Below are 24,703 nucleotides of genomic sequence, written 5' to 3'. Positions count from 1 at the left end.
GGGTCGGGGGTGGGCAGGCTGGGAGGCACCGGACGTTGCTCGTCCGGGCTGGGGTCGTCGCGGCCGCTGTCGGGGGGGACCTGCACGCCCGGCAAGATAGTGCATTGGCCCCGGCACAATGGAGGCCGGGCGACCCCAGGCACATGAAGGCCCCCTCAGCGCGGGGGTACGCCCGGCTACCCTGCGGTCACGTTGAGCGCGGTACCCTGAAGAACGTGAAAGTCGACCGCCACGAACAGGACGAGGCCCGGCGCGAGCGCATCGCGCGGGTGGCCTTCGAGCTGTTCGCGCGGGGAGGGCTGGACGAGGTCAGTGCCCAGGACATCGCCCGCGCCGCGTATGTCAGCCGCACCAACCTCTATCGCTATTTCCCGTCCAAGGTGCATATGCTGCTCGCCCACTTCGAGAAGGCCGTGCAGGCCAGCCGCGACGACGCGGTCGCCCGCCTGCGGGCCGGGGCCAATCCACAGCAGGTGTGGGCGCAGGTCACCGCGCGGATGGCCGACTTGGGGGTGCGCTACCGCCACCTCGTCGGGGCGGTGGGACAGGCGGTGCTGGGAGCGCGACAACCCGGGGGCAGTCAGGCGGAGGCCGACCGGGACGCGATGACGACGGCCGTCACGCTGGTGGCCCTCGTCGAGCCGGTGCTGATCGCCATGCGCGACCGGGGCGTGCTGCGCGACGGGATAGATACCCGGATGGCGGGGGCGCTCCTCGTGGACGCCTGCCTGCTCGCGCTGCTGCACGGCGGACACCGCGACCAGCGCGAGGTGCTGCGCGACTGGCAGGACCGCTTCAGCCTGATCCTGCACGGGGCACTCGCGCCGGGCGTCAGCGCCGGGGACGTGCTCGCGCCTCCCGCGCACTCGGGCAACCCGGTCACGGACACGCGGCGGCCGGGGCCTTAGCCTCGGCGGGTGACTGCCGCCGCCACTGCGTCCATTCCCCACGGCACCCGCACCCGCCTGACCTTCCCCGCCGGGGGGGAGGGGGTGCCCGCCGTCTGGTTGCGGCCCGAGGCCCCGGCCCCCGGCCAGCCCGCCGCCCTGCTGCTGCACGGCTTTTCGTCGCGCGGGGACGTGATGGCCGACACGGTGGGCCGGGCACTGCTGCGCCGGGGGGTAGCGTCCCTCTCCCCCGACCTGCCGCTGCACGGCACGCGCGGAAACCCGCTGGAGCTTCAGGCCCTGCGTAACCCGCTGGAACTCGCGCGGCTGTGGCGGCTTGCCCTACAGGAGGCGGGAGCGGGCGTGGACTTCCTGCGGGGCGAGGCCGGGCGGGTGGGCGTGGTCGGGTACTCGCTGGGGTCGTTCCTGTCGGTCGTGCTGGCGTCCGGACGCCCGGAGGTCGCGGCGCTGGTCCTCGCGGCGGGCGGCGATCTGCCGGGTGGGACGCCCCTCACAGCGGTAGCGCGGACGGTGGCCGATCCGCTGCGGGCGGCCCGCAAGTTAGGACCGCGCCCGCTGCTGATGCTGAACGGGCGGCACGATCCGGTAATCCGGCCCGAGCAGGCCGAGCGGCTGTATGCCGCCGCCCCTGGCCCCAAGGACCTGCGCTGGTGGGACGGCGGCCACGCGGTGCCGTCCGGGGCGGTGGACGAGGGGGCCGAGTGGCTGGCGGGGCAGTTGGGAGGTAAGGACCCCTCGCTGCGCGAGGCCCTCTCCCCAAGGGAGAGGGTTTTGTCTGTTCCCCTCTCCCAGGGGAGAGGGGCGTTGCGAAGCAACAGGGTGAGGGGTCTTCTCAGGAGTTGCACCTGCATAACGACGGGGAAGCGCTCCCAGCCGAGAAAATCTGGGAGTGTCTACGTCACAGATTCTGGGGGAGCGCGTCCGCATTCTGGCAGATGAGTTCCTGGCCGTTCCAACCACGTCCTACCAACAGCGCAGCCTGGAGGCTGCGCTGTCGATGTTCCTGGACACTGCCACCAAAACGGCGTTGCACCGCGCTGAGTTGGTCAGCAAAAGTGCGCTGAGCCGCCTCCTGAACGAGTACCCCTGGGATACGGCACAGGGTTGGGCCATCTTGCAGCGCGCCCAGTGGGACGCGCTGCTTGTCGCGGCCCGACGAAAACACCGCCCACTCCTGCGGCTGAGTGTCGACCTGACCAGCATCGAAAAAAAGGGCAGCACGCTGCCCTTCGTTCGCGTCTACAACGAGGTTCACGGCATCCATCTGGTCGTGTTGTTCGCCGAATACGGAGCGGTGAAGTTTCCCGTGGGGTACCGGGTCTACCGGGGCAAGGGGACAGCGACCCCAGTGACTCTGGCACGAGAACTTCTGCGAACCGTCCCAGACGCGATCCGTCGTCGATTCCGGATTCGCGTGTTAGCAGACAGCGGATTCGAATCCGCTGTCTTCCTGGATGAAGTCAGGCAGCTGGGCTTCGAGTTTGTGGTGGGCGTTCGGTCAACCCGGCGGACGATGCACCCAGGCGAGGTCACGGTGGCTGACTGTCCGCATGGAGGCTACATCGAATTGAAGAACTGGCCGCATGACCCGCTGGTGCTGGGTCGCGTCGACCGTGGAGACCGGGTGTTTCACGCGGTTTCTTCGGAACTGATGGAAGGCGACGAGGTGGTCGCCGAGGGGGCAAAGCGGTGGAGTGAGGAATCGTTCTTCAAGGAGGGCAAGCACCAGTTTGGTCTGGCGCAGTTCGCATTGCGAACTGCTGTGGGCCTGGATCGCTGGGTCCTGCTGGTGTTCCTGGCCTGGACACTGGCCATCCTGCACCGAGAGACCGGGATGACCCTGGAGGCGTGTGCTGCTCTGGCACTGATGACGGTCATGCCAGACGTTCATTTGAACCGCCTGCTCCTGACGTTCAGCAGAAACTCGGAATTTCTCCGCCAGCACGGCTATTCACTGCGCTATGCGAGGTGCAACTCCTGAGGTCTTCCCTCCTCCATGCGCTAACGCGCCAGCTCGGCCACCCGCTCCACAAACCGCGCCGCCGTCGTCGCCCGTACCTCTTCCAGCGTGGCCCCCGGCATCAGCCCGGTCAGGGTGAGCGCCCCGTCCACGAACTCGAACACGGCCTTGTCGGTAATCACCATCTCCACCCGCCCCCGCGCGGTGAGCGGCAGGGTGCATTCGGGCACCAGCTTGGGAGCGCCCCCCGGCTCGGTGTGGGTCATGGTGACGATCAGGCGGCGAGCACCGCTCGCGAGGTCCATCGCGCCGCCCACGCCCAGCAGCGGCTTGCCGGGCACGGCCCAGTTCGCCAGATTTCCAGCCTCGTCCACCTGCAAGCCGCCCATCACGGCCACGTCCACATGTCCGCCCCGGATCATGCCGAAGGAGGCCGCCGAGTCGAAGTAGCTCGCGCCGGGCAGGGCCGTCACCGGAATCTTGCCCGCGTTGACGGGGTACTCCATCGCGCCGCCGCCCTTGGGGGCCGGGCCGACGCCCAGCATGCCGTTCTCGGTGTGGAGGATGACCCCGTGCTCGGGCGTAATCAGGTCGGCCACCAGCGTGGGAATCCCGATGCCGAGGTTCACCACGTCGCCGGGGCGCAGCTCGGCGAGAGCACGCCGGGCCATATGCAGCCGCGAGTCGTCCACCTTCTTCGCCCCGCCCTTCACGTCGGCGCTGCTGCCCAGGTCGTCCGGGGTGAGGCTGGCCTGCACGAGGTAATCCACGTACAGCCCCGGCGTGTGCACATGCTCGGGCGCGATCTCCCCGACCTCCACGATCTCTTCAACCTCCACGATCACGAGGTCGGCGGCGGTCGCCATCAGCGGGTTGAAGTTCTGCTCGGTCAGCCGGTACTGGAGGTTCCCCGCCCGGTCCGCCCGCCACGCCCGCAGCAGCGCCACGTCGCCACGCAGGGCAGGCACGAAGACCATCTCGCGGCCGTTGAGCACGCGAACGTCGGCCCCTTCGGCAATCACCGTGCCCGCCGCCGTCGGCGTGTAGAAGCCGCCGATCCCAGCCCCGCCCGCCCGCAGCGCCTCGGCGAGGGTGCCCTGGGGGAGCAGCTCGACCTCCAGCTCGCCCGCCTGATACGCCTTCACCGCTTCCGGGTTGGAGGTGAAGTAGGAACCGACGGCCTTCCTGATTTGCCCGTTTCTCAGCAGACGCCCCCCGCTGAGGCCGGGTTCGGAGACGTTGTTGGCGACGTAGGTGAGGTCCCCTGTCCCCGCCTCGGCCAGCGCGTGCATCAGGTGAACCGGGTTGCCCGTCATCCCGAAGCCGCCGACGAGGAGGGTCTGGCCGGGTTGGACGAGGCGGGCGGCTTCCTCCAGCGAGAGGACCGGGACCGTTTTCACGCCTCCACCCGCTCAATCAACGCGGCCTCGCCCTGGCCTACACCCACACAGAGGGTCGCCAGCCCATAGCGTCCGCCCCGGCGCCGCAGCTCGTGCGTCAGCGTGGTGACCAGCCGCGCCCCGCTCATGCCCAGGGGGTGGCCCAAGGCGATGGCCCCGCCATTGACGTTGACTCGCTCGGAATCCAACCCCAGCTCGCGGATGCAGCCCAGGGCCTGGGCCGCGAACGCCTCGTTGAGTTCCACGAGGTCCACGTCACCCAGGTTCACACCCAGCCGCTCCATCAGCTTGCGGGTGGCGGGCACCGGGCCGAGGCCCATCACGCGGGGGTCCACCCCCGCCGACGCCGCGCCCACCCAGCGGGCGAGCGGCGCCAGTCCCAGTTCACGGGCCTTCCCCGCACTCATCAGGACGAGGGCCGCCGCGCCGTCGTTCAGGCCGGACGCGTTCCCGGCGGTCACGCTGCCGCCCTTGCGGAAGGCAGGTTTCAGCCCGGCCAGCGTCGCCTCGTCGGTGGCGAGGGAGAAGGTGTCGCCGTCGCGCTTAGCGCGAGGGTGTTCGTCAGTATCAAAAACGGTCACGCCCTTCCGCCCCTTCACCTCCACCGGCACGATCTCCTCGCGGAAGGTGCCCGCATTCAGGGCCGCGACTGCCCGGCGCTGCGACTCCAGCGCGAAGGCGTCCTGTTCCTCGCGGGTGATCTCGCCGCCTGCAATGCCCCCGGCGCGGCTGCGCTCCACGATGTTCTCGGCGGTCTCTCCCATCGCCTCCAACGGGAAGAGGGCCTCCATCGCGGGATTCGGAAAGCGCCAGCCCAGGGTCGTATCAAAAGCGGTCACGTTACCGTTGGCAAAGGGCTGGGTGCCCTTGCCCATCACGAGGGGAGCGCGGGTCATGCTCTCCACACCGCCCGCCACGTACACGTCCCCGTCGCCGTTGCGGATCGCGCGGGCCGCCGTGTTGATCGCCGACAGGCCCGAGGCGCACAGCCGATTGACGGTCAGCCCCGCCACCGTGTCGGGCAGCCCGGCGAGCAGGGCGGCCATCCGCGCCACGTTGCGGTTGTCCTCGCCCGCCTGGTTCGCGCAGCCCAGAATCACTTCTTCAATCAGGTCCGGGGACACGCCTGCCCGCGCCACCGCCTCCCGGATCACCTGGGCGGCGAGGTCGTCGGGGCGGACGGTGCTGAGGCTGCCGCGAATCGCCCCGATGGGCGTGCGGACGGCGGAAACGATGACTACGTCGTGGTCTTGCAGGGGCTGGGCTGGGGAGGATTGGGACATGCGGGGGCACTTCCTTTCGCAGAGGAGCAGGGGGAGCAGCGGACGAATCGCCCGCCATTCAAGCGCGGATGCCGGGCGGATTTCCAGCTGGGAGAGACGAGTTGGCATGCAAGCCGCTTGCCACTTGCCAGGTCAGCCCACAACTCCCCAGCCCCAACCTTCGCCCAACAGCCGCTTTTCCGGCTGTCGGGGGCCGCTGGTATGCTCCCGCCATGAGCAACCCTGCCCCCCGCCCGGCTCCCTCCAGAACGCAACTTCCCGCGTGGCAGGCGCTCGCGGCCCACCACGCCGAGGTCGCGGGCCTGCACCTGCGCGACCTCTTCGCCGCCGACCCAGAACGGGGCGAGCGCCTGACGGCTGAGGGGGCGGGGCTTTACCTCGACTACTCCAAGAACCGGGTGACGGACGAGACGCTGCGCCTGCTGCTGGACCTCGCGCGGGAGGTCGGCGTGGAGCAGAGGCGGGACGCGATGTTCGCGGGCGAGCGCCTCAACGTGACCGAGGGCCGCGCCGTGTTGCATACCGCGCTGCGGGCACCCGAGGGCGCGGTGGTGAGGGTGGACGGCGAGAACGTGGTGCCCGCCGTCCACGAGGTGCTGGACCGCATGGCCGCCTTCGCCGACGCGGTGCGCTCCGGCGAATGGCGTGGGGCGACGGGGAAGCCCATCCGAAACATCGTGAACATCGGCATCGGCGGCTCGGACCTCGGCCCGGTGATGGCGTATGAGGCGCTCAAGCACTACGCCGACCGGGGCCTCACCCTGCGCTTCGTGTCCAACGTGGACGGCACCGACCTCGTGGAGAAGACGCGCGACCTCGACCCCGCCGAGACGCTGTTTATCGTCTCCTCCAAGACCTTCACCACCCAGGAGACGATGGCGAACGCGGCGAGTGCGCGGGTGTGGCTGGTTGATGGATTGGGAGATGAAAGCGCAGTGGCGCGGCACTTCGTCGCCGTCTCGACCAACGCCGAAGCGGTGCAGGGGTTCGGCATCGACCCCGCCAACATGTTCGGCTTCTGGGACTGGGTGGGCGGGCGCTACAGCCTCGACAGCGCCATCGGCCTCTCGCTGATGATCGCCATCGGTCCGGACGGGTTCCGCGAGCTGCTGGCGGGCTTCCACGACATGGACGAGCATTTCCGCTCCGCGCCGCTGAAAGCCAACCTGCCCGTGCTGCTGGGGCTGCTGGGGGTGTGGTACCGCAACTTCTTCGGCGCCCAGACGCACGCGGTGCTGCCCTACGACCAGTACCTCGCGTACTTCCCCGCCTACCTCCAGCAGCTCGACATGGAAAGCAACGGCAAGCACGTCACGCTGGGAGGCCGGGAGGTGGACTACGACACCGGCCCGGTCGTGTGGGGGCAGCCGGGCACGAACGGGCAGCACGCCTTTTATCAGCTCATTCACCAGGGCACCACGCTGATTCCCTGCGATTTCCTCGCCTTCGCGCAGAGCCTCAATCCCCTCCCCACGGCGCAGGGGCCGACGCACCACGACCTCCTGACCGCCAACGTGTTCGCGCAGACCGAGGCGCTCGCCTTTGGCAAGACGCGAGAGGAGGTGCTGGCCGGGGGCGTCTCGCCGGAACTGGCTCCCCACCGCGTGTTTGAGGGCAACCGCCCCACAAATACCCTGCTCGCCGAGCGGCTCACCCCTCGTGTGCTGGGCGCACTGATCGCCCTCTACGAGCACAAGGTCTTCGTGCAGGGCGTGGTCTGGGACGTGAATTCCTTCGACCAGTGGGGCGTGGAGCTTGGCAAGGTGCTTGCCGGTCAGATCGTGCCGGAACTGACGGCCGACTCGGAGCCGGAACTGCGGCACGATTCGAGCACGAACGCGCTGATTCGGTGGTACCGCGAGCGTCGGGCCGGGAGCTAGGGAAGGTCCTCAGTCCCCAGGGGTCATCTCCCGCGCGTACACCGCCCGCACCGTGTCCGCCATCTGCGCCGCCGAGCCGCTGAGGTCCAGCAGGTTCACGACCTCGGTGGCGTCGGTGTCGGGGTTGGCGCAGGCCCGCAGCAGGCCGTAGTTCACCACGCTGCTGCCGGGGCGCAGGCCGCCCGCCGGACGCCACAGCTCGCGCAGGTGCGGCAGTAGAGCAGTGGCGAAACGCACCACGTCGTCCCCACCGCGCGTCAGCTCCTTCTGGAGCAGGCCCACCGAATGCACCCCGACATGGTGCAGCAGGCTCGCCAGCCGCTGCGGGCGCTCGGGGTCAGGCCAGCCCGAGAGCAGCGGCACACCGAGTTGGGCGGCGATGCGCGTGTCGAGGTCGCGGATGGGCGACGCGCTCAGCAGGTAGGTCATACTGGGCGCGTCGATAAACACGCTGTCGGGGGCCTCCTCAACCCGGCGCGGCAGGGTGGCGGCGTAGTCGCGGCTGAGGCGGTCGAGCGCCATGAACTCCTCGTCGGCCATCTCCAGCAGCCCGGCGAGGCGGTAGAAACGGCGGCGGACCTCGCGCGGCACGGCCTCGCGGCTCTTGTAGCCCAGGTCGTGCTCGATCTCGGCCCAGGCGTGCTGGAGGATGGAGCGAATCTGCACCTCGTAGGTCAGGCCGGGCAGCTCGGGCACGAGGTCGGGTTCGGCCCGCAGCACGTAATGCACGCCGAGGTACCCAAAGCGGTCGGGGTCGTGCATGCGCGACTTGTCGTTGGAGTTGTGCCAGTCGACGATGTGGTGCTCCTCCATCAGCCGGGCCACCACGTCCACGTCGCTGGCGAAGTAGGTGATCACCCGCACCCCCACGAGGTCGGTCACGTCCGCGAGCGTGCGGTAACGCCCCGGCTTGCGCCGCAGCTTGTCCGCGAGGCTGCCGGGCTTTTTCACTCGCCCGGTCACGTGGTGGATCTTGAGGCCCTGTTCCGAGAGCAGCCGGGTCGTGTGGGCCACCACCGCGTCCCGCAACTGCTCGTAATGCGGCAGGGCGGCCTCGTAGGCCCGCAGCAGGTCGCTGTCCATGATGGGGGTCATGATAGGCGGCGGGCATCACGGCGGGGGCTGACATGAGGGGTGCATCATGCAGCCATGACCTCCCCCGCCATCGCCTTCCGCGCTCCCGGCCGCATCCCCTACCCCGGCGGCTGCGTGCTGGAACCCGGCCCCTACGCGCTGGATTACCTCTTGAAGTGGCGGACCGACGTGACGGTCGCGGGTACGTTGCACCCCGACACGCCCGTCTTTGAGCTGCTGCGCGAGGTGCTGGCCGATCCCGCCGCGCACGGGGTGACGCCCCAGGAAGCGGAGGAGGCCGTGGGCCGCTTTCTCACCCTGGCAGGGCAGGCCCTCGCCGCCGAGGGGGGCGACCCGGCGTGGCTGGAGCGGGAGTTCTCCCGGCCGTGAGGGGCGACGCCGGGCTGCCCGCCGGGTTGCCCCCACCTCTGCCCGGCGAGGCGCTGCACGCGCGGGTGGCCCGCACCCTGCGGGGGGCGATCGTGGCGGGCACCTTGCCGCAGGGCACCCGGCTGCCGGGCCACCGCGCCCTCGCCGGGCGGCTGGGGGTGTCGCGCAACACCGTGGTGGACGCGCTGGAGCAGTTGGAGGCCGAGGGCTACCTCCAGACCCGCCCCCGCAGCGGCACCCGCGTGGCGGTGCCCGCGCCGCCCCCGACGGACGCCGCGCCTGCGCCGCTCCCCCTCAGCGCGTGGGCCAGCCGCGCCCTCGCGGGGGCCGTGCCCGACGTGGGCGGCGACTACGCGGTGGACTTCCGGGTCGGGCAGCCGGTGCCGGAACTGTACCCGGCGGGGGCGTGGGCACAGGCTCTGGCCCGTCAGGCCCGCGCCGCCGAACACGCCTTTCCCCCTGACCCTGACACCGAACTCGGCCCGCTGGAGACGCGCCGGGCGCTCGCCGCCTACCTGAATGCCGAGCGCGGCGCCCGCGTGACCCCCGACATGGTGATGCTGACGGGGGGCACCCAGGCCTCGCTGGACGCCCTGGCCCGCGTCTTTCTGGAAGAAGGGCGGGTGGCCGCGCTCGAAGACCCCACCTACCCCGGTGCCCGCGCCGCGCTGGGGGCGACGGGGGCGACCCTCTGCCCGGTCCCGGTCGACGGGCAGGGCCTCGACCCCGCCGCGCTGCCCCCGCAGGCCACCCTGCTCTACCTCACGCCGGGGGCGCAGTATCCCACCACGGCGCTGCTGCCCGCCGCGCGGCAGGCGGAGGTGGTGGCCTGGGCGGCCCGGACCGGGGCCTTCGTGCTGGAGGACGACTACGCCGCCGACCTGCACCACGGCGGGCGTCCCCCGGCGGCGCTGCAGGGGCTGGCGCCGGAGCGGGTGATTCTGCTGGGGAGTTTCAGTAAAAGCCTCGCCCCCGTGACCCGCAGCGGGTATCTCGTGGCCCCGCGCGAGGTCATCCGCGTGCTGGCAGGCACCCGGCCGCTGACCGACCGCGCTCCCGCCACGCTGGACGCCCGCGCCCTGGCCGACGTGTTGGCCTCGGGGGCCTATGCCCGGCACCTGCGGGGAGCGCGGCAGGCGATTCGCCACCGCCATGAGGTACTGCTCGCGGCCCTGGAAGCTGGCTTGCCCGGTTGGACCGTCACCCCGGCACGGGCAGGACTGCACGTCCACCTCACCCTGCCGCCGGGCCTGAGCGAAGCCGAGGCCGTTCAGCGGGCTGCTGCCGCTGGCATCGCACTGACTCCGGCCGGGCCACTCGCGCAGCTTCCACGTCCACCCGCCGTGCTGCTCGCCTTCGCCCATCTTTCCCCCGAGCGGCTGCGGGCGGGCGTGGCGCGGCTGGCCCACGCCCTGGCCTTCCCCCCCGACGCGAAGAAATCCACCTCCGTCTCCGCGTGAGCCGGATTACACTACGCGGGTGCGCCTCCTGCTGATTGCCCTGGTTGCTGCCCTGGCACTGCTGTACGTCACCCTGGGTCTGCGTTTCGGGTACGTGACCCTTACCCCCACTTGGCTGGTCAATGCCCAGGGCCAGAATCGCTACACGCTGGAGGTCTACGAGGAGGGGCAGCGGGTGGGCTACCGGGGCCGCTGCGAAGTGCAGAGTGGGCAAGCGGTGCTGCGGCTCCTCGCGCCCGACGGCCGCCAGATCGTCGGGCGCACCTGTCAGAAGGTGGGTGACCGGGGCGACTGGACCCTGCACCTCGTGGGCGGCAGGCAGCCGGGGCGCTATCAACTCGTGGTGGATTTCGACGCGTATACCGGTCTGCTCGACCTCTCCGAGACGCGGGACTAGCGCCGCCCACGACAAAACCGCCCCCACACGGGAGGCGGCTGTGGACGGGTGAAGCTTAAGCCTGCTGCGCGGCCTTGGCCCGGTTGATGGCCTTGGCGAGGCGGCTCTTCTTGCGGGCCGCGGCGTTCTTGTGCAGGGTGCTGCCCTTGGCGGCCTTGTCGATCAGGCTCTCGGCCTTGCTCTGGGCGGCGGCCACGTCCTCGCCAGCCGTCACGGCGGCAATGGCCTTCTTGGTGAAGGTCTTGATGGTGCTCTTGCGGCTGCGGTTGATCAGGCGGCGCTTGAGGCTCTGGCGGTGACGCTTCTGGGCGGACTTGTGACGTAGGGCCATGAGGATTCTCCTTGTTCTCCCGCTCTCGCGGGGCGGTCCCCACACGCCCTCTGGCGCGGGGAACTCGACGCGCCGGGCCTCGGCGCTCCCGGCCGCCGCCGATGACGGGGCCGGGGCCGCCCCACCCCTGGGGATGGGGGCAACCTCGGAAGCTTAGCGCCCCCCGGCACCCCGGCGCAAGCGCCATACTGACGGGCGTGACCGACGAGGCAGCACTCCCCCCCGACCCCGAGCGGCAGAAGGCCAGAGACGACCTCCTCGCCTACGCCTTCCGGGCGCTCGCGGGCCGGGCACTCACGGAGGCCGAGCTGCGAACCCGCCTCGCCCGCCGCACAGACGACCCCGTGCTGGCCGCCGAGGTGCTCGCCCGTGTGCAGGAGCTGGGCTACCAGAACGACGCCGGGGTCGCCCGCGCAGAAAACGCCCGCCGGGGCGTAGGCGGCTTCCGAGTGCGCCAGACCCTCAAGCGCCGGGGCGTGCCCGAGGGGCTGATCGAGGAGACGCTCGCCGCTCGCGACCCCGACCGGGAAGCCGAGGAAGCCCGCGAGCTGTTGGAACGGCGCTGGCCCGCCCTGGCCCGCAAACGCGACCCCCGCGCGAGTGCTTATGCCTTCCTGGCCCGCCGGGGCTTCGGGAGCGCGGCGATCTGGACCGTCATCCGCGAGGTGGCGCAGCAGAACCCGCCGGAGGACGAGGGCGCCGAGTAGCTCCGGGCGGCTCCCGCCTCGCTTGACACCCCCTGACCCCCCGCGTAGACTACCGGGCGCACCGAAAGCGGGCTTTTTTTAGGCCCCAGGTGCCGTGGTTCGGCGGGGCGTAGCGCAGCCTGGTAGCGCACGTCGTTCGGGACGACGGGGTCGGAGGTTCGAATCCTCTCGCCCCGACCACGCTGAAGGGCCTCCCCACCGGGAGGCTCCTTTTTTGTTGTCTCCCTCTCGCCACTCGCCTCCCTTCCTCCCCGTCCCGGAGTCCCCATGCGCGTGTACGCCATCGCCGACCTGCACCTCGCTTCCGTCACGCCCAAGCCGATGACGGTCTTCGGGCCGAACTGGGCGGGGCACCCGGAGGCGATCTTCACGCAGTGGCGCGAGGTGGTGCGCGAAGGGGACCTCGTGCTGCTGCCGGGCGACCTCTCGTGGGCGATGCGGCTGCCCGACGCCCTGACCGACCTCGCCCCGGTGGCCGAGTTGCCGGGGACCAAGGTGCTGCTGCGCGGCAACCACGACTACTGGTGGCCGGGGCTTGCGAGGCTGCGCTCGGCCCTCCCCCCCGGCATGCTGGCCCTGCAAAACGACGCCCTGCGGGTGGGCCGGGTGGTCGTGTGCGGCACACGCGGCTGGCTCACGCCAGGCTACGAGGGGCTGGGAGCCGACGACGACCGTCTCCTGAGACGCGAGGCCGAACGCCTGCGCCTGAGTACAGCAGCGGCGGCGCGGCTGCGGCAGCCCGGCGACACCCTCATCCTGATGCTGCACTACCCCCCCGCCAGCCCACCCTACCCCCCCAATCCCCTGACCGAGGTGATCGAGGCCGCGCGGCCCGACCTGATCGTGTACGGCCACCTGCACGGCGTGCCGCCCGAGCGGGCGCTGCGGCACTGGGCGGGGATTCCGGCGCATCTGGTGGCCGCCGATGGGCTGCGGTTCCGGCCCCGGCTGCTGCTGGACACCGGCAAGGCGCCGGGCTGACCCCGAGTACGCCAACGTGACCGGCTCCCGCTTCCGGAGCCGCCGCTCGCCGCAGACTGCCCCGCATGACCCCTGACTCCACTTCCCTGCCCCTCTCGGTGCTGGACCTCGTGCCGGTGCCCAGCGGCTCGGACGCGCCCACGGCCCTGCGCGAGACGGCCCGGCTGGCCCAGGACGCCGAACGCCTGGGCTATGCGCGCTTCTGGGTGGCCGAGCACCACAACATCCGGGCGCTGGCCGCCAGCGTGCCCGCCGTGGTGCTGGCAGCGCTGTCGCAGGTGACCTCCACCCTGCGGCTCGGGGCAGGCGGCGTGATGCTGCCCAACCACGCGCCGCTCGCGGTGGCCGAGAGCTACCGCCTGCTCTCGGCGCTGGCTCCGGGCCGGGTGGACCTCGGTCTGGGCCGCGCCCCCGGCACCGACGGCCGCACCGCGGCAGCCCTGCGCGGAGCGGGCGGACTGCATGAAGCCCCCTTCGAGGCCCAGCTCGCGGACCTGATCGCCTACGGCAGCGGCGACTTCCCGGCGGGCCATCCCTTTGCGGGCATCACCGCCGCCCCGGCGGACGCGGCGGGGGGACCGGGCCTCTTTCCGCCGCTGTGGATTCTGAGCAGCAGCGGGTACGGGGCGCGGGTCGCGGCGCAGGTCGGCGCGGGGCTGGCCTTCGCCTCGCACATCAACCCCAGCGTGCCGGACGCGGCGGCGGCCATCCGCACCTACCGGGCGGCCTTCCGGCCCTCGGCCACCTTTCCGCAGGCGCGGAGCCTGGTCGCGGCGAGCGTGGTCTGTGCCCCCACCGCCGAGGAGGCCGAGGACCTCGCCGCCCCGCTGGGGCTGATGTTCCTGCGGCTGATCCGGGGCGAGGCCGCGCCGTTTCCCAGCGTCGCGGAGGCCCGGGCCTATCCCTACACCCCGCACGAGCGCGCACAGGTGGCCGCCTCCCGCTCGCGGGTGATCGTAGGCGATCCGGCGCAGGTCCGGGCCGCCCTGCTGACCCTGGCCGAGCAGACCGGCACCGACGAACTGATGCTCACCACCCTGCTGCACGACCCGGCGGCGCGGCGGCGCTCCTACGCGCTGGTGGCCGGGGCCTTTGGCCTGAGGGGCACCGAGGCGGCGCTGCCGCTCCCCGCCGCCACCCGCTGACGCCGCTGGAACGGCCTGGGCGCGGCCCCGTCCCGGCGCTGGCCCCTCCAGGCCGCTATGCTGGCCCTGGAGGCATGTTTGCTGGAGTTCGAGAAAGTTCAGGACCGCCTGGTCGCCACCCGCTCGGTGCGGGCGGTCGCCCAGGCGGGCAGCTACGGCACCGACGACGCCTGGGCCGGAAGCCAGCCCACGCTGGTCGCCTTTGAGCGCGGCCTGCTCTCGGCGCAGTCCGAGACGCGGGCGGGCGTGACCGTTCACCGCTACCCCTACGAGAAACTGGAAGCGTGGCGCGCCTGGGACGTGGCCCGCGAGGAAGCCCCGGTCGCGCTGCTGGCGACCAGCCGGGTGGTGTACGACCCCACCGGGCACTACGGCCGCATTCAGCGCACCCTGTGGACCCTCAACGAGGAGCGCCTCGCCGGGCACCGCGAGGACCTGCTGGGCCGCGCCGCCGAGCGGCTGGACACGGCCCGCCGCACCCTGACGGGTCCCGGCCACGGCGTGCAGGAGCAACTGCTCGCGCTGGCCGAGGCCCGGACGGTGGCGGTGGAGCTGCTGTACCCCGCGCTGCTCACCCATATCCACGGCTGGCCCGAGTTCGCCCTGCGGCTGCCCCACGCGTGGCGGGCAGCGGCGGGCCTGCGCTTCCCAAAAGCGATCTATCACCTCGACAGCCTCTACGGGTTCGGCGGCGAGGAGGAAGCCCGCCGGGTGCTGCTCGCCACCCGCGGCCTGGGCATGGTCGAGCACGAGAAGCGTGCCCGCGCCGCCTTCCAAGCGGGCTACTACGACGGCGCGGTGCGGCTGCTGCGCGACGAGGCGGCCCGGCTGCACCGCACGGATTTGGAGCGCTGGAGCTACCTCAGCAGTCCGCGCCGGGACAAGCTCGGCACCCTGCTGGGCGTGACCCGCAGTCCCCTCGGCCCGGCGGCCCTGACCCTGGCGAGCGAAGTGCTGCAAGACGCGCGGGAAGGCCGCTGACGCCCGCCAGAACGGGCAACGAGAAAACCCCGCGCTTGGCGGGGCTTTTTCCTGGTGGGTCGTGTAGGACTTGAACCTACAACCCGCTGATTAAAAGTCAGCTGCTCTACCGATTGAGCTAACGACCCGCGCCTGGGCGGGGAGCTGCGGGTCTCGCAGCGGGCCTGAGTATAGGCAGCCCCCCCACCCACGTCAACGGCAGGTACCCGGACGAGGCGCGGGTCAGCGCTTCATGCCGGGCGGCATCGGGGGCATACGGGGCGGCTTCATGCCCTTGCCCATGCCGCCGGGGCCGCTCAAGCGCTGCAGGACCTTCATCATCTCCTTCATCTGCTCGTGCATCTTCAGCAGGCGGTTGATGTCCTGCACGGTCGAGCCGCTGCCCGCCGCGATGCGCTTGCGGCGGCGCCCGTCGATGATCTTGGGATTGCGCCGCTCCTTGACCGTCATCGACGAGATCATCGCGTCGATGCGCTGAATCTGCTTCTCGTCCACGTTGAAGCCCTCCGGCAGCGCCCGGCTCATGCCCGGAATCAGCTTCAGGAGGTCGCCCAGCGGCCCCATCTTGCGAATCTGACGCAGTTGCAAGAGCAGGTCTTCGAGGTCGAAGTCGCCCGGCTTCTTGACCTCCATCGCCTTGAGGTCGGCCTGCTGTGCCCGCTCAATCAGCCCCAGCACGTCGCCCATGCCCAGGATGCGGCCCGCCACCCGGTCGGGGTAGAAGGGCTCGAGGCCGCTGATTTTCTCGCTGACCCCCGCGAAGTAGATCGGCTTGCCCGTCACGCTGCGGGCGCTGAGGGCCGCCCCGCCGCGGGCGTCGCCGTCCATCTTGGTGATGATCAGGCCGGAGAGGTGTACTCGCTCGTCGAACACGCGGGCGACGTTCAGCGCCTCCTGCCCGGTCATCGCATCCACGACCAGGAGCGTCTCGGTGGGCTGGAGTTCGGCTTGGAGGTTGGCGAGCTGATCCATCAGCGCCTCGTCGATCTGGAGGCGGCCCGCCGTGTCCACGATCACGAGGTCACGGAAGTCGGTCTTCAGGTACTCGTCAAGGCGGCGCTTGGTTTCCTGGGGCGTCTCGCCGTCGGCGACTTTTAGCACCGGCACGCCCACCTGATTGGCGAGCACTTCAAGCTGGTCGCGGGCAGCAGGGCGCTGGGTGTCGGCGGCGACGAGCAGGACGCGGCGGCCCTTGCCCTTGTAGAAGGCGGCGAGCTTGCCCGTGCTGGTGGTCTTCCCAGCCCCCTGGAGGCCGACCATGAACCAGACGTTGCCCTCGTTCTTGAGGGTAGGCTGGTGGGTTTCGCCGCCGAGGGTCTGAATCAGTTCGTCGTGGACGAGCTTGACGACCGTCTGCCCGCCGGTCAGTGAGCCTTGCACCTCCTGGCCCACCGCCTTTTCGGTCACGCGGGCCACGAAGTCCTTGGCGACGGTGAAGTTCACGTCGGCTTCCAGCAGGGCCATGCGAATCTCGCGCATGGCCTCCTTGACCTGTTTCTCGGTCAGCTTGCTCTCGCGGCCGACCCGGTCGAGGATGTCCTGCAACTTGTTCCCGAGGGCCTCAAACATGCCGCGAGGCTACCATGCGGGCGTGAACGGCTCCGTAGACCGCGCCTCCATCAGCAAACTGGTGCGCGACCGGATTCCCGAGCACTTTCCGGCGAGCCGGTACCGCGTGCTGGACGAGTCCGAATATGAGGTGGCCCTGCGAGCCAAGCTGACCGAGGAGGTCGGGGAATACCTGGCGGACGGCACCCCGGAGGAGTTGGCCGACGTGCTGGAGGTGCTGCACGCCCTGGCGGCCCGGCATGGGCTGACGCTGGAGGACCTAGAGCGGCTGCGGGCGCAGAAGGCGGCGGAACGTGGAGGTTTCGCCGGGCGGGTGTGGTTGGAGATGTGAGGGCGAGGCGTGGCTTCGCGGCGGGTACAGTGGCCGAATGACACGAGTGGCGCGGACCGTCCTCCTGGGGCTGAGCTTGCTGCTGGGTGGGGCGGGAGCTGCCGACCTGTTCCGAAATGACTCCCTGCAGGAGCAGGTGCGGGCGCTGGAGGTCCTGCCCTCGCGCACGCCCGAGCAGGAGCAGCGGTTGGAATTGCTACGCCGCACGCTCACGCACCCCTCGTTCGCATTGCAGGAGGTGCTGAGCCGAATCGGGGTCCGCTTCCATTCCGGGGGCTTGCACTGCCCGTCCGACGGTGGGCGCTGCACCTTGCGGGACCTGCGGCTCAGTGGCGCGGTGCCGGTGACCGAGGTTGAAGCCGCGCTGCGACAGGCAGGTTATGTCGTACTCGGCACCACTGCGGTGCTAGGGCCGCCAGAGATCGCGCCCGCTGCCGCTCTGCCACCCTCCTTACCCCTGCACGTGGCCCCCACCCTCCGATATGTGCAGTTCGCGGGGCAACCCCTCTACCTTCAGGTCACCCTGAACAATCCCTCCGCGCAGCCGCTGAATCTCTCGTGGGGCATGAACGTGCTCAGCGCTGTCTTGCTCAACGACGAGGAAGAAGTCGTGACCTGGGACCATCCCTACAGCTATGGACTCGCAGGCATCGGGGCGTCCTGCCCCGCCCACCAGCCGTGCACCGGCAGCCTGCGACTCTCTTTGCCTCTCACCCACTACGGCACTGGCGATTCCCTACCGTCGGGCCGTTACCACCTGCGGGTCCGGATCAACGGTCCGCGTGTGGGCGACGCGCCTCCCCTAACTTTCACCCTCCCCGACCTCCCGATCACGGTGGAAGCACCTAACGCCCGTTAGCTGCCCCGCGCTATCCTCTCCCCCATGACCAAAGCTGTGATCGTCTCGGCGTCGCGCACGCCGACGGGCAAATTTCTGGGAGCCTTGCAGGACGTGACCGCCGTGGAGCTGGGGGCCATCACCCTGCGCGAGACCCTGCGCCGCAGCGGGATTCCCGCCGAGCTGGTGGAGGAAGTCATCATGGGGCAGGTCGTGCAGGCGGGCAGCGGGCAGAACCCGGCGCGGCAGGCGGGCCTCAAGGCAGGTCTCTCGCACGAGGTCGGCGCCCTGACCGTGAACAAGGTCTGCGGCTCGGGCCTCAAGGCCGTGATCCTGGCGGCGCAAGCGATTCGCGCGGGCGACCAGACGATCATGCTGGCGGGCGGCATGGAGTCCATGAGCAACGCGCCGCACCTGCTCCCCGGCGCCCGCAAGGGTTACCGCCTGGGGCACGCGCAGGTGTTGGACGCCAACACGCACGACGGCCTCTGGTGCTCCATCAACGACGAGGGTATGGGTCTGACGGGCGAGCGCGTGGCGGAGAAGTACGAGATCGGGCGGGAAGCGCAGGACGCCTATGCGACGGGCAGCCACCAGAAGGCCATCGCCGCAACCGAGGCCGGACGCTTCCGCGACGAGATCGCCCCCGTGACTGTCAAGGGGCGCAAGGGCGACGTGATCGTGGACACCGACGAGGGGCCGCGTGCGGACACCAGCCCGGAGACGCTGGGGCGCCTCAAGCCCGCCTTCAAAAAGGACGGCACCGTCACGGCGGGCAACGCGCCCGGCCTGAACGACGGGGCGTCGAGCCTGCTGATCATGTCCGAGGAAGCGGCGCAGGCGCACGGGCTGACCCCGATGGCCGAGATCACCTCCTACGCGACGGGCGGCCTCGCTCCCGAGTGGGTGATGATGACGCCCGTGCCCGCCACGCGGAAGCTGCTGGACAAGAGCGGCCTGAGCGTGGGCGACGTGGACCTGTGGGAACTGAACGAGGCCTTCAGCGTTCAGAGCCTCGCCGTGCAGCGCGAGCTGGGGCTGGACCCGGAGCGGGTGAACGTGAACGGCGGCGCGGTCGCGCTGGGGCACCCCATCGGGGCGTCGGGCGCCCGCATCCTCGTCACGCTGCTGCACGCGCTGCGGCAGCAGGACAAGGAGACGGGCGTGGCGACCCTGTGCATGGGGGGCGGCAACGGCCTCGCGCTGTCCGTCAAGCGGCTCTCGTAAGCTGACGCCCATGACGCAAAGCAGCACGCCGACCCTGTGGGTGATTCAGAGCCGTTACCTCAAGAGCGGGGACGACCTCGCCGCCGTCACACCCCGGCACCGGGAGTGGCTGGACCAGCACTACCGCTCGGGCCTCTTCCTGACCTCGGGCCGCAAGGTGGACGGCACGGGCGGCGTACTGATCGCGCAGGCGGAGAGCCAGGAGCAGTTGGAGGAAGTCTTCAAAGACGATCCCTTCGTGCTGGAGGGGTGCTCGGAGTACACCTACACGCCGTTTACGCCCGTCAAGCGGGGGCGGGCGGTGATGTTGGACGGCGTGCCGCTGGTGGAATAAGCAGCAACCGACTTCACATACGCCGGCCGTCAGCTTCTTGTGGAGGAAGCTGGTTGCTGGCGGCTGAAAGCTCTAAAAAGGAGAACCCATGAATTTCGGAGTCATCGGAGCAGGACAGATGGGCGGCGGCATCGCGCAGGTCGCCGCGCAGAGTGGGTTCAGCGTCGTCGTGCAGGACGTGAAGCAGGAGTTTCTGGACCGGGGCCGGACGGTTATCGAAAAGAGCCTCGCCAAGCTGCACGAGAAGGGGCGGCTGACGGGCACGCCGGAAGAGGTGCTGGGCCGCATCAAATTCACGACCGAACTGAGCGACTTCGCCGACTGTGACCTCGTGGTGGAAGCCATCGTGGAAAACGAGCCGATCAAGGCGCAACTCTTCCGGCAACTGGGTGAGATCGTCAAGCCGGACGGCATCCTGGCGAGCAACACCAGTTCCATCCCGATCACCAGCCTCGCCACGGCGAGCGGGCGGCCCGAGCGCTTTATCGGGATGCACTTCATGAACCCGGTGCCGCTGATGCAGCTTGTGGAAGTGATTCGCGGCTACTCCACCAGCGACGAGACGGCCCAGAAGGTCACCGAAGCGGCGCGGCAGATGGGCAAGACGCCCGTGGAGTGCAACGACTTCCCCGGCTTCGTGTCCAACCGCATCCTGATGCCCATGCTGAACGAGGCCATCCAGTGCGTGATGGAGGGCGTGGCCGAGCCGGAAGCCATCGACCAGATCATGAAGCTGGGCATGAACCACCCGATGGGGCCGCTGACGCTGGCGGACTTCATCGGGCTGGACACCTGCCTCGCCATCATGGAGGTGCTGCACCAGGGGCTGGGCGACGACAAGTACCGGCCCTCGCCGCTGCTGCGCAAGATGGTGCAGGCCGGGCTGCTGGGCCGCAAGAGTGGGCGGGGCTTCTACAGCTACTGACACCCGACCGGAAAGGAGGAGCGAAGGCCCAGGCCCCGCTCCTCCTCTCTTTGCGCCCTAGCTGTGGCCAGGGTCCGAATCGTCGCTGGGACGGCCATGCTTGCCGTCGCCGCTCACCTCATCCTCCGGGGAAGGCTGCGCCGTGTCTTGAGCCGACTCGGAAAGCTGAACATGTTTCGCGTCGTGCGGCTGGGGCGTGCGGTCGCGGCCTTCGTCGTTCTTCGTCATGGTGGGTCTCCTTAGCGGCTCTGGACGTAGTATTCGGCGTTGGGCTGGAATCCCAGGGCGCTCGATACGCGGTTGGTCATGTTGAACATGCCGATCACCTGCACGAGTTCCATGATCTGGTGGTCGTCCAGCCCCACCCCACGCAGGGGCTGGAGGTCGGCTTCGGTCACCTCGGCGGGGCGCAGGGTCAGCTTCTCGGCGTACTCGCACAGCACGCGCTCGCGCTCGGTCAGGGTGGCGTGGCGCCAGTTCACCGCCACCGCGTCGGCCTTCTGGGGATCACCGTCAAAGTGGCGCAGGGCCGCCCCGTGCGACACGGCGCAGTACAGGCAGCGGTTGACACTACTTACCACCACGGCGACAAGTTCGCGCTCGGCGTTGCTCAGGTACCCCTCCTTGTTCAGCAGCAGGTTGAAGTAGTTCCACCACGCCAGGAACTGCTCGCCGTTGACCGCCTGGGCGCGGAACACGTTGGGCACGAAGCCCATGTTCGCCTCGGCCTTGGCCCACAGTTTGCTCACGCCCTCGGGCACCCCGGAGGCGTCGGGGACGGGCAGGTAGGAGAGACGGCGCTCGTCGGTGGGCGGCTGGGTTGTGGTCATGGGGACAGCTTACCCGCCCCGGAACTCCCTTCCTCCGCCCCGCGTATCTCACCAGCGTATGAGTCTCGCCTTTCTGGTCTTTCTGGTCGCCTGGGTCGTCGGCATGGTCGGCACCTTCGTGCCCGCGCTGCCCGCCACGCTGATCATCTTCGCGGGCACGGTCGCCGCCACCTTCATCGACGGGTTTCAGGTGTGGCCGGACCTGCCCTTTCTGCTCACCTTCGCGGTCATCACGTTCCTGATTTCCATGATCGACAACTTCGCCTCGGCGTGGGGGGCGCGGCGGTATGGGGGCAGCAAGCAGGCCGGGTGGGGAGCCTTGGTCGGCGGGCTGGTGGGCATCTTCATTCCCTTCGGGCTGATCGTGGGACCGCTCGCCGGGGCGTTGGCGGCGGAACTCCTGATCGTGCGAAAGCCCGCGCCCGACGCCATTCGCGCCGCCTGGGGCACCCTGCTGGGACTACTGACCGGCATCGCCGCCAAGCTGGTGCTGCACCTGCTGATCGGGATTTACGAGCTGTGGCGCCTCTGGGACCCCAGCAAAAGCATCTTCGGCTGAACGGGGGTTCGGGAGGGTCGGGGCCGAGGCTCCGGCCCTTTCTGCTGGCCGCTTTACCAGGCCGCCAAGAGCGGGGCCAGGCCCAACGCCGTCACCGCCAGCACGGGAAGGAGGGGAAGGAGCGTGCCGAGGAGCGCCCGGCGGCGGTCCCCCGTCAGGGTCAGGAAGCCCCGGTAGGCCAGCGCGAACTGCGCGAGGGGCGCGAGCAGCAGCAGGAGCACGGTCACGCGGGCGAGGCCGCCCTGCATCACCGCCTCCAGCAACTCACGCTGAGAAAGCGCGGCCCCGTCCACACGGATCAGGCCCAAGTCCGTTCCCGACAGGAGGACCAGCACCGACAGCGTCAGATACAGCGGTGGCAGCAGCACAAAGGTTGCCCCGTAGACCTCCGGGGCACGGCCCTCGCGTCCGGCTCCCAACCAGCCCAGCCCCGCCATCAGCGCCGCGCCCACCACCGTCAGGAAGAAGGTGCCGAAGACGTTGACCGCGTAAGAGGCGAACGCCGCCGCACCCTGGGCCGTCGCCCCCACGACCGGGCGCAGCAGCAGGGCGTACACCACCCCCGCGAGCAGGGCTGCGAGCACGGGCGGGAGGGCGTACCGCCAGGGCAGGGGCGGCACCTGGCGCAACCGCTCGAAAAAGGCCGCCGGGCCGCTCAGCAGTTCGGCGGCGAGGGGCGCGGTGGGGGGCGGGGCAGGCGTGGGGCGCGGGCGGGCCATCGGGGGCACTCTAGCCCCCCGAGCCGGAGCGGGTGACCCACAGGTGCCACAGCCCCCACAGCGCGAGGGCGTACAGCCCCAGCATGGGCACCAGCCCCCAGCCGGAGCGGGCCAGCCGCGCGGGATGACGGGCGGCCTCGGCACGGGCGTCCTCCAGCACGGCGGGCGGCACGAGGCGCAGCACCAGCCACAGCCCAGCGGGAACGAGCAGCAGGTCGTCGAGCTGCCCCAGTACCGGGATGAAGTCCGGAATCAGGTCGATGGGGCTGAGCGCATAGGCCAGGACGAGCAGGGCCAGGGCGCGGGCCAGCCACGGGGTGCGGGGGTCACGGGCGGCGAGGCTGAGGGCCAGCAGGTCGGCCTTCAGCCGCCGGGCGAAAGCCCGCAAGCGGTTCAGCGCCGTGCCTACCGCATCACCCCGCGCAGATCGGTCAGGGTCTGCTGCACGGCGGGCAGGGTCAGGGCCGCCGCGACCACCCCGAACAGCACCACGCCGACATACGCCGCGCTGAGCCACGGACCGGGCGCCTGCCGCTCCTGGGGATCGGCCCTGGGGGTCAGCCAGAGGTGCAGCACCGTCAGCACCGCGACGCCAAATAGGGCCGCCCCAATCGCCACGGGCACCGCCAGCGCCGGATTTTTCAGCAGTTCGCCCGCCTGTTCGGTGTTGTCAGGAAGCCGTCCGGCGAGCACGCTGCCCAGCGCCACCGCCAGCGTGTTGTTCAGCGCGTGGACGATCACCGCGTTCCACAGGCTGCCGCTGTGCTGGGTCAGCCGGGCCAGCGCGTAGGCCAGCGGAATGATGCCCACCACGCTCGCCGGAACCCCGTGCGCGACCCCGAAGGCGAGCGAGGTTGTCACTGCCGCCACCGTGAAGCCCGCCGCCCGTTCGTGCCCACGCAACATCAGGCCCCGGAAGGCGACCTCCTCCGCGAAGGGGATCAGCAGCCCGGCGGCCAGCAGCAGCACCCACAGGTCCGGCCCCTGGCTCACGAACTGCGGAATGGCGTCCGCCGATTGCGGAAAGAGGGTCACGTACACGAGGACAAAGGCCCGCGACGCCAGAAACGCCAGCACGAAGGCCGCCAGCGACAGTCCCCACGACGGCGGCGTGCGCCAGCGCGAATCGCGGAAGAGGGCCTGCATAGGCCGCCGAAAGACGGTCAGGGCCAGCACCGCATTCCCCACGAAGGACAGCAGCAGTGCCGTGCCCAGCGGGACCCCCGCCCCGATGGCAATCGCCGAAAGAACATTCTGCGCGATCAGCAGGGTTAGAGCCGCGCGGTTGCCGTCCACGGCGCGGATGCCCGGAGCCTGGGGGATGCTGGGGGAAACGGGCTGGTCCGGGGCGGTCATGGAAGGCAGTATGCCGCCCCCGAGCAGGTTCAGGCGGTCAGCACCCGGATCGCTTCCTCCAACGCCTCGTCTCCGACCTGGTGGTGCAGCACGAAGCGCACGGAGTCCGGCCCCAGCGCACTCGCCAGCACCCCTTCTGAAGCCCAGCGGGCCACCTGCGCCGCCGCGTCGGGCAGGGTCACGTAGATGATGTTGGTCTGCACGGCGGCCATATTCACGCTGTACCCGGCTTCCAGCAGCGCTTCGGCGAGGCGGCGGGTGCGGCGGTGGTCTTCCTTCAGGCGGGCGGGGCCGTCCCGCACGGCGACCAACGCGGCGGCGGCGAGGACCCCGGCCTGACGCATCCCTCCGCCCATCATCTTGCGGTAGCGGTGGGCCTGCTTCATGGCGGCGGCGCTGCCCAGCAGCACGCTGCCGACTGGGGCACCCAGCCCTTTGCTCAGGCAGATGCTCACGGTGTCGAAGTGGCGGGTGATCTCGGAGAGGGGAACGTCCAGCGCCGCCGCCGCGTTGAAGACCCGCGCCCCGTCGAGGTGCAGGGGCAGCCCCTCCTCGTCGGCCACGCCGCGGATGGCGGCCAGCACCTTCAGCGGCAGCACCGTCCCGCCTGCCTTGTTGTGGGTGTTTTCCAGGCTGATCATCCCCGTGGGCGACTGGTGGACGCTGCGCCGCACGGCGAGGCGCACCGCCTCCGGGTCGGGCACGCCCAGCGGCGCGGGCACGAAGCGGGGCACCACGCCGGAAAAGGTCGCCATCATGCCCAGTTCCCACTCGTAGATGTGTGACCCCTCCGCGCAGATCACTTCCTCGCCCCGGCGGGTGTGCAGGGCGATGGCGACCTGATTGGTCATCGTGCCCGACGGCATGAAGAGGCCCGCCTCGAATCCGGCGAGGCGGGCGAGTTCGCTCTGAAGCGCGTTGACGGTGGGGTCCTCGCCGTACACGTCGTCGCCCACCGGGGCCTGCGCCATCGCCTCCCGCATCTCGGGGGTGGGCGTGGTGACGGTATCGGAGCGGAGGTCGGCCAGGACGCGGGGAGGGGCGACGGTCATGGAGAGAATGGTACGCGGGAGGCCGGGCGCGGTGCGCGGTGGCAGGTTCCTTTCCGGCCTCCCCTC

The 24,703-nt window shown here is 70.3% G+C and carries 28 protein-coding genes and 2 tRNA genes; 18 read left to right on the top strand and 12 right to left on the bottom strand.

From position 1 onward, the window contains the following. The first annotated feature begins 215 nt into the window (after positions 1-215). The 3 genes from C3K08_RS04015 to C3K08_RS04005 are packed head-to-tail and all read left to right on the top strand — an operon-like array spanning position 216 to position 2,889. Positions 216-908, top strand: a complete 693-nt coding sequence (locus tag C3K08_RS04015; protein WP_104990136.1) for a TetR/AcrR family transcriptional regulator — start codon at positions 216-218, stop codon at positions 906-908. A 9-nt stretch (positions 909-917) separates the two neighbouring features. After that, a complete protein-coding gene (locus C3K08_RS04010; protein ID WP_104990135.1) occupies positions 918-1,847 on the top strand; it encodes a carboxylesterase in 930 nt (309 codons plus the stop codon). After that, on the top strand, positions 1,798-2,889 hold the full coding sequence (locus C3K08_RS04005) for a transposase (protein WP_102128614.1): 1,092 nt from the start codon (positions 1,798-1,800) through the stop codon (positions 2,887-2,889). The genes C3K08_RS04010 and C3K08_RS04005 overlap by 50 nt, the downstream gene beginning before the upstream one ends. Before the next feature lie 20 nt (positions 2,890-2,909). Here C3K08_RS04005 and C3K08_RS04000 read toward each other — a convergent pair whose 3' ends face one another. Together C3K08_RS04000 and C3K08_RS03995 are read right to left on the bottom strand one after the other, a co-directional pair. After that, complete coding sequence (locus tag C3K08_RS04000) at positions 2,910-4,268, bottom strand: 3-oxoacid CoA-transferase (protein ID WP_104990134.1); 1,359 nt, start codon at positions 4,266-4,268, stop codon at positions 2,910-2,912. Beyond that, positions 4,265-5,551: a thiolase family protein gene (locus C3K08_RS03995; protein WP_199776986.1), complete on the bottom strand. Its 1,287-nt coding sequence runs from the start codon at positions 5,549-5,551 to the stop codon at positions 4,265-4,267. The genes C3K08_RS04000 and C3K08_RS03995 overlap by 4 nt, the downstream gene beginning before the upstream one ends. A 212-nt stretch (positions 5,552-5,763) precedes the next feature. On the opposite strand from C3K08_RS03995, the gene pgi reads away from it, so the two are divergent. Continuing rightward, on the top strand, positions 5,764-7,431 hold the full coding sequence (gene pgi / locus C3K08_RS03990; protein ID WP_104990132.1) for a glucose-6-phosphate isomerase: 1,668 nt from the start codon (positions 5,764-5,766) through the stop codon (positions 7,429-7,431). 9 nt (positions 7,432-7,440) lie between these two features. Here the strand turns inward: pgi and C3K08_RS03985 are convergent, their stop codons facing one another. After that, a complete protein-coding gene (locus C3K08_RS03985; protein WP_104990131.1) occupies positions 7,441-8,514 on the bottom strand; it encodes a GTP pyrophosphokinase family protein in 1,074 nt (357 codons plus the stop codon). 66 nt (positions 8,515-8,580) lie between these two features. Here C3K08_RS03985 and C3K08_RS03980 point away from each other — a divergent pair, with 66 nt between their 5' ends. Genes C3K08_RS03980 through C3K08_RS03970 form a run of 3 tightly spaced genes read left to right on the top strand, consistent with a single transcriptional unit; the run spans position 8,581 to position 10,752 of the window. Beyond that, positions 8,581-8,895, top strand: coding sequence for a hypothetical protein (locus tag C3K08_RS03980; RefSeq protein ID WP_104990130.1), 315 nt, complete (start codon positions 8,581-8,583; stop codon positions 8,893-8,895). Beyond that, positions 8,892-10,355 (top strand): PLP-dependent aminotransferase family protein, encoded by a 1,464-nt coding sequence (locus C3K08_RS03975; RefSeq protein WP_234009153.1) that lies wholly within the window; start codon positions 8,892-8,894, stop codon positions 10,353-10,355. The genes C3K08_RS03980 and C3K08_RS03975 overlap by 4 nt, the downstream gene beginning before the upstream one ends. A gap of 19 nt (positions 10,356-10,374) precedes the next feature. Then, positions 10,375-10,752 (top strand): hypothetical protein, encoded by a 378-nt coding sequence (locus C3K08_RS03970; RefSeq protein WP_104990129.1) that lies wholly within the window; start codon positions 10,375-10,377, stop codon positions 10,750-10,752. 55 nt (positions 10,753-10,807) lie between these two features. Here the strand turns inward: C3K08_RS03970 and rpsT are convergent, their stop codons facing one another. After that, positions 10,808-11,083, bottom strand: coding sequence for a 30S ribosomal protein S20 (rpsT, locus tag C3K08_RS03965; protein ID WP_104990128.1), 276 nt, complete (start codon positions 11,081-11,083; stop codon positions 10,808-10,810). A gap of 197 nt (positions 11,084-11,280) precedes the next feature. Here rpsT and C3K08_RS03960 point away from each other — a divergent pair, with 197 nt between their 5' ends. The 5 genes from C3K08_RS03960 (at position 11,281) to C3K08_RS03940 (ending at position 14,897) form a co-directional block, all read left to right on the top strand. Then, positions 11,281-11,790: a RecX family transcriptional regulator gene (locus tag C3K08_RS03960; RefSeq protein WP_234009152.1), complete on the top strand. Its 510-nt coding sequence runs from the start codon at positions 11,281-11,283 to the stop codon at positions 11,788-11,790. 103 nt (positions 11,791-11,893) lie between these two features. Next, positions 11,894-11,970: transfer RNA gene (locus tag C3K08_RS03955), tRNA-Pro, on the top strand. 87 nt (positions 11,971-12,057) lie between these two features. Beyond that, positions 12,058-12,771: a metallophosphoesterase gene (locus tag C3K08_RS03950; protein ID WP_104990126.1), complete on the top strand. Its 714-nt coding sequence runs from the start codon at positions 12,058-12,060 to the stop codon at positions 12,769-12,771. A gap of 65 nt (positions 12,772-12,836) precedes the next feature. Further along, positions 12,837-13,916 carry an LLM class flavin-dependent oxidoreductase gene (locus tag C3K08_RS03945; RefSeq protein ID WP_104990125.1) on the top strand — a complete coding sequence of 360 codons (1,080 nt, stop codon included), beginning with the start codon at positions 12,837-12,839 and terminating at the stop codon, positions 13,914-13,916. A gap of 78 nt (positions 13,917-13,994) precedes the next feature. Then, complete coding sequence (locus C3K08_RS03940; protein WP_104990124.1) at positions 13,995-14,897, top strand: hypothetical protein; 903 nt, start codon at positions 13,995-13,997, stop codon at positions 14,895-14,897. Between the two features lie 52 nt (positions 14,898-14,949). Here C3K08_RS03940 and C3K08_RS03935 read toward each other — a convergent pair. Both C3K08_RS03935 and ffh read right to left on the bottom strand, forming a co-directional pair. Then, positions 14,950-15,025: transfer RNA gene (locus C3K08_RS03935), tRNA-Lys, on the bottom strand. Between the two features lie 94 nt (positions 15,026-15,119). Next, positions 15,120-16,466: a signal recognition particle protein gene (gene ffh / locus C3K08_RS03930; protein WP_104990123.1), complete on the bottom strand. Its 1,347-nt coding sequence runs from the start codon at positions 16,464-16,466 to the stop codon at positions 15,120-15,122. Positions 16,467-16,488: 22 nt separating this feature from the next. On the opposite strand from ffh, the gene C3K08_RS03925 reads away from it, so the two are divergent. The 5 genes from C3K08_RS03925 (at position 16,489) to C3K08_RS03905 (ending at position 20,121) form a co-directional block, all read left to right on the top strand. Continuing rightward, a complete protein-coding gene (locus C3K08_RS03925; protein ID WP_199776984.1) occupies positions 16,489-16,797 on the top strand; it encodes a nucleoside triphosphate pyrophosphohydrolase in 309 nt (102 codons plus the stop codon). A gap of 37 nt (positions 16,798-16,834) precedes the next feature. Then, positions 16,835-17,656: a hypothetical protein gene (locus tag C3K08_RS03920; RefSeq protein ID WP_104990122.1), complete on the top strand. Its 822-nt coding sequence runs from the start codon at positions 16,835-16,837 to the stop codon at positions 17,654-17,656. 24 nt (positions 17,657-17,680) lie between these two features. Further along, positions 17,681-18,862, top strand: a complete 1,182-nt coding sequence (locus C3K08_RS03915) for an acetyl-CoA C-acetyltransferase (protein ID WP_104990121.1) — start codon at positions 17,681-17,683, stop codon at positions 18,860-18,862. Between the two features lie 10 nt (positions 18,863-18,872). Further along, a complete protein-coding gene (locus C3K08_RS03910) occupies positions 18,873-19,196 on the top strand; it encodes a YciI family protein (RefSeq protein WP_104990120.1) in 324 nt (107 codons plus the stop codon). Between the two features lie 88 nt (positions 19,197-19,284). Further along, the gene (locus C3K08_RS03905) at positions 19,285-20,121 is read left to right on the top strand and encodes a 3-hydroxyacyl-CoA dehydrogenase family protein (protein ID WP_104990119.1); all 837 of its coding nucleotides are present in this window, start codon (positions 19,285-19,287) and stop codon (positions 20,119-20,121) included. Between the two features lie 57 nt (positions 20,122-20,178). Here the strand turns inward: C3K08_RS03905 and C3K08_RS17835 are convergent, their stop codons facing one another. After that, complete coding sequence (locus C3K08_RS17835) at positions 20,179-20,349, bottom strand: hypothetical protein (protein WP_158679841.1); 171 nt, start codon at positions 20,347-20,349, stop codon at positions 20,179-20,181. 11 nt (positions 20,350-20,360) lie between these two features. Further along, the gene (locus tag C3K08_RS03900) at positions 20,361-20,951 is read right to left on the bottom strand and encodes a peroxidase-related enzyme (protein ID WP_104990118.1); all 591 of its coding nucleotides are present in this window, start codon (positions 20,949-20,951) and stop codon (positions 20,361-20,363) included. Positions 20,952-21,009: 58 nt separating this feature from the next. On the opposite strand from C3K08_RS03900, the gene C3K08_RS03895 reads away from it, so the two are divergent. After that, positions 21,010-21,510: a DUF456 domain-containing protein gene (locus tag C3K08_RS03895; protein ID WP_104990117.1), complete on the top strand. Its 501-nt coding sequence runs from the start codon at positions 21,010-21,012 to the stop codon at positions 21,508-21,510. 53 nt (positions 21,511-21,563) lie between these two features. Here C3K08_RS03895 and C3K08_RS03890 read toward each other — a convergent pair whose 3' ends face one another. The 4 genes from C3K08_RS03890 to C3K08_RS03875 are packed head-to-tail and all read right to left on the bottom strand — an operon-like array spanning position 21,564 to position 24,637. Continuing rightward, positions 21,564-22,229 (bottom strand): YIP1 family protein, encoded by a 666-nt coding sequence (locus C3K08_RS03890; RefSeq protein WP_104990116.1) that lies wholly within the window; start codon positions 22,227-22,229, stop codon positions 21,564-21,566. 10 nt (positions 22,230-22,239) lie between these two features. Further along, positions 22,240-22,626 carry a YkvA family protein gene (locus C3K08_RS03885; RefSeq protein ID WP_104991898.1) on the bottom strand — a complete coding sequence of 129 codons (387 nt, stop codon included), beginning with the start codon at positions 22,624-22,626 and terminating at the stop codon, positions 22,240-22,242. 8 nt (positions 22,627-22,634) lie between these two features. Further along, complete coding sequence (locus C3K08_RS03880; RefSeq protein ID WP_104990115.1) at positions 22,635-23,585, bottom strand: CPBP family intramembrane glutamic endopeptidase; 951 nt, start codon at positions 23,583-23,585, stop codon at positions 22,635-22,637. 29 nt (positions 23,586-23,614) lie between these two features. Further along, the gene (locus C3K08_RS03875) at positions 23,615-24,637 is read right to left on the bottom strand and encodes a low specificity L-threonine aldolase (RefSeq protein WP_104990114.1); all 1,023 of its coding nucleotides are present in this window, start codon (positions 24,635-24,637) and stop codon (positions 23,615-23,617) included. Positions 24,638-24,703: the final 66 nt, after the last annotated feature.

The organism is Deinococcus sp. NW-56 (assembly GCF_002953415.1).
In the GTDB taxonomy this organism is placed as follows: Bacteria; Deinococcota; Deinococci; order Deinococcales; family Deinococcaceae; genus Deinococcus.
Note: the sequence above shows the minus strand (reverse complement) of the source record. Positions and strands in the feature narration are given on the sequence as shown.

Bases quoted from the DNA above. Each gene is read 5' to 3' on its own strand.
- C3K08_RS03995 (WP_199776986.1), bottom strand. From the start codon at position 5,551: ATGTCCCAATCCTCCCCAGCCCAGCCCCTGCAAGACCACGACGTAGTC.
- pgi (WP_104990132.1), top strand. From the start codon at position 5,764: ATGAGCAACCCTGCCCCCCGCCCGGCTCCCTCCAGAACGCAACTTCCC.
- C3K08_RS03985 (WP_104990131.1), bottom strand. From the start codon at position 8,514: ATGGACAGCGACCTGCTGCGGGCCTACGAGGCCGCCCTGCCGCATTAC.
- C3K08_RS03980 (WP_104990130.1), top strand. From the start codon at position 8,581: ATGACCTCCCCCGCCATCGCCTTCCGCGCTCCCGGCCGCATCCCCTAC.
- rpsT (WP_104990128.1), bottom strand. From the start codon at position 11,083: ATGGCCCTACGTCACAAGTCCGCCCAGAAGCGTCACCGCCAGAGCCTC.
- C3K08_RS03950 (WP_104990126.1), top strand. From the start codon at position 12,058: ATGCGCGTGTACGCCATCGCCGACCTGCACCTCGCTTCCGTCACGCCC.
- C3K08_RS03945 (WP_104990125.1), top strand. From the start codon at position 12,837: ATGACCCCTGACTCCACTTCCCTGCCCCTCTCGGTGCTGGACCTCGTG.
- ffh (WP_104990123.1), bottom strand. From the start codon at position 16,466: ATGTTTGAGGCCCTCGGGAACAAGTTGCAGGACATCCTCGACCGGGTC.
- C3K08_RS03920 (WP_104990122.1), top strand. From the start codon at position 16,835: ATGACACGAGTGGCGCGGACCGTCCTCCTGGGGCTGAGCTTGCTGCTG.
- C3K08_RS03915 (WP_104990121.1), top strand. From the start codon at position 17,681: ATGACCAAAGCTGTGATCGTCTCGGCGTCGCGCACGCCGACGGGCAAA.
- C3K08_RS03910 (WP_104990120.1), top strand. From the start codon at position 18,873: ATGACGCAAAGCAGCACGCCGACCCTGTGGGTGATTCAGAGCCGTTAC.
- C3K08_RS03905 (WP_104990119.1), top strand. From the start codon at position 19,285: ATGAATTTCGGAGTCATCGGAGCAGGACAGATGGGCGGCGGCATCGCG.
- C3K08_RS17835 (WP_158679841.1), bottom strand. From the start codon at position 20,349: ATGACGAAGAACGACGAAGGCCGCGACCGCACGCCCCAGCCGCACGAC.
- C3K08_RS03900 (WP_104990118.1), bottom strand. From the start codon at position 20,951: ATGACCACAACCCAGCCGCCCACCGACGAGCGCCGTCTCTCCTACCTG.
- C3K08_RS03895 (WP_104990117.1), top strand. From the start codon at position 21,010: ATGAGTCTCGCCTTTCTGGTCTTTCTGGTCGCCTGGGTCGTCGGCATG.
- C3K08_RS03890 (WP_104990116.1), bottom strand. From the start codon at position 22,229: ATGGCCCGCCCGCGCCCCACGCCTGCCCCGCCCCCCACCGCGCCCCTC.
- C3K08_RS03880 (WP_104990115.1), bottom strand. From the start codon at position 23,585: ATGACCGCCCCGGACCAGCCCGTTTCCCCCAGCATCCCCCAGGCTCCG.
- C3K08_RS03875 (WP_104990114.1), bottom strand. From the start codon at position 24,637: ATGACCGTCGCCCCTCCCCGCGTCCTGGCCGACCTCCGCTCCGATACC.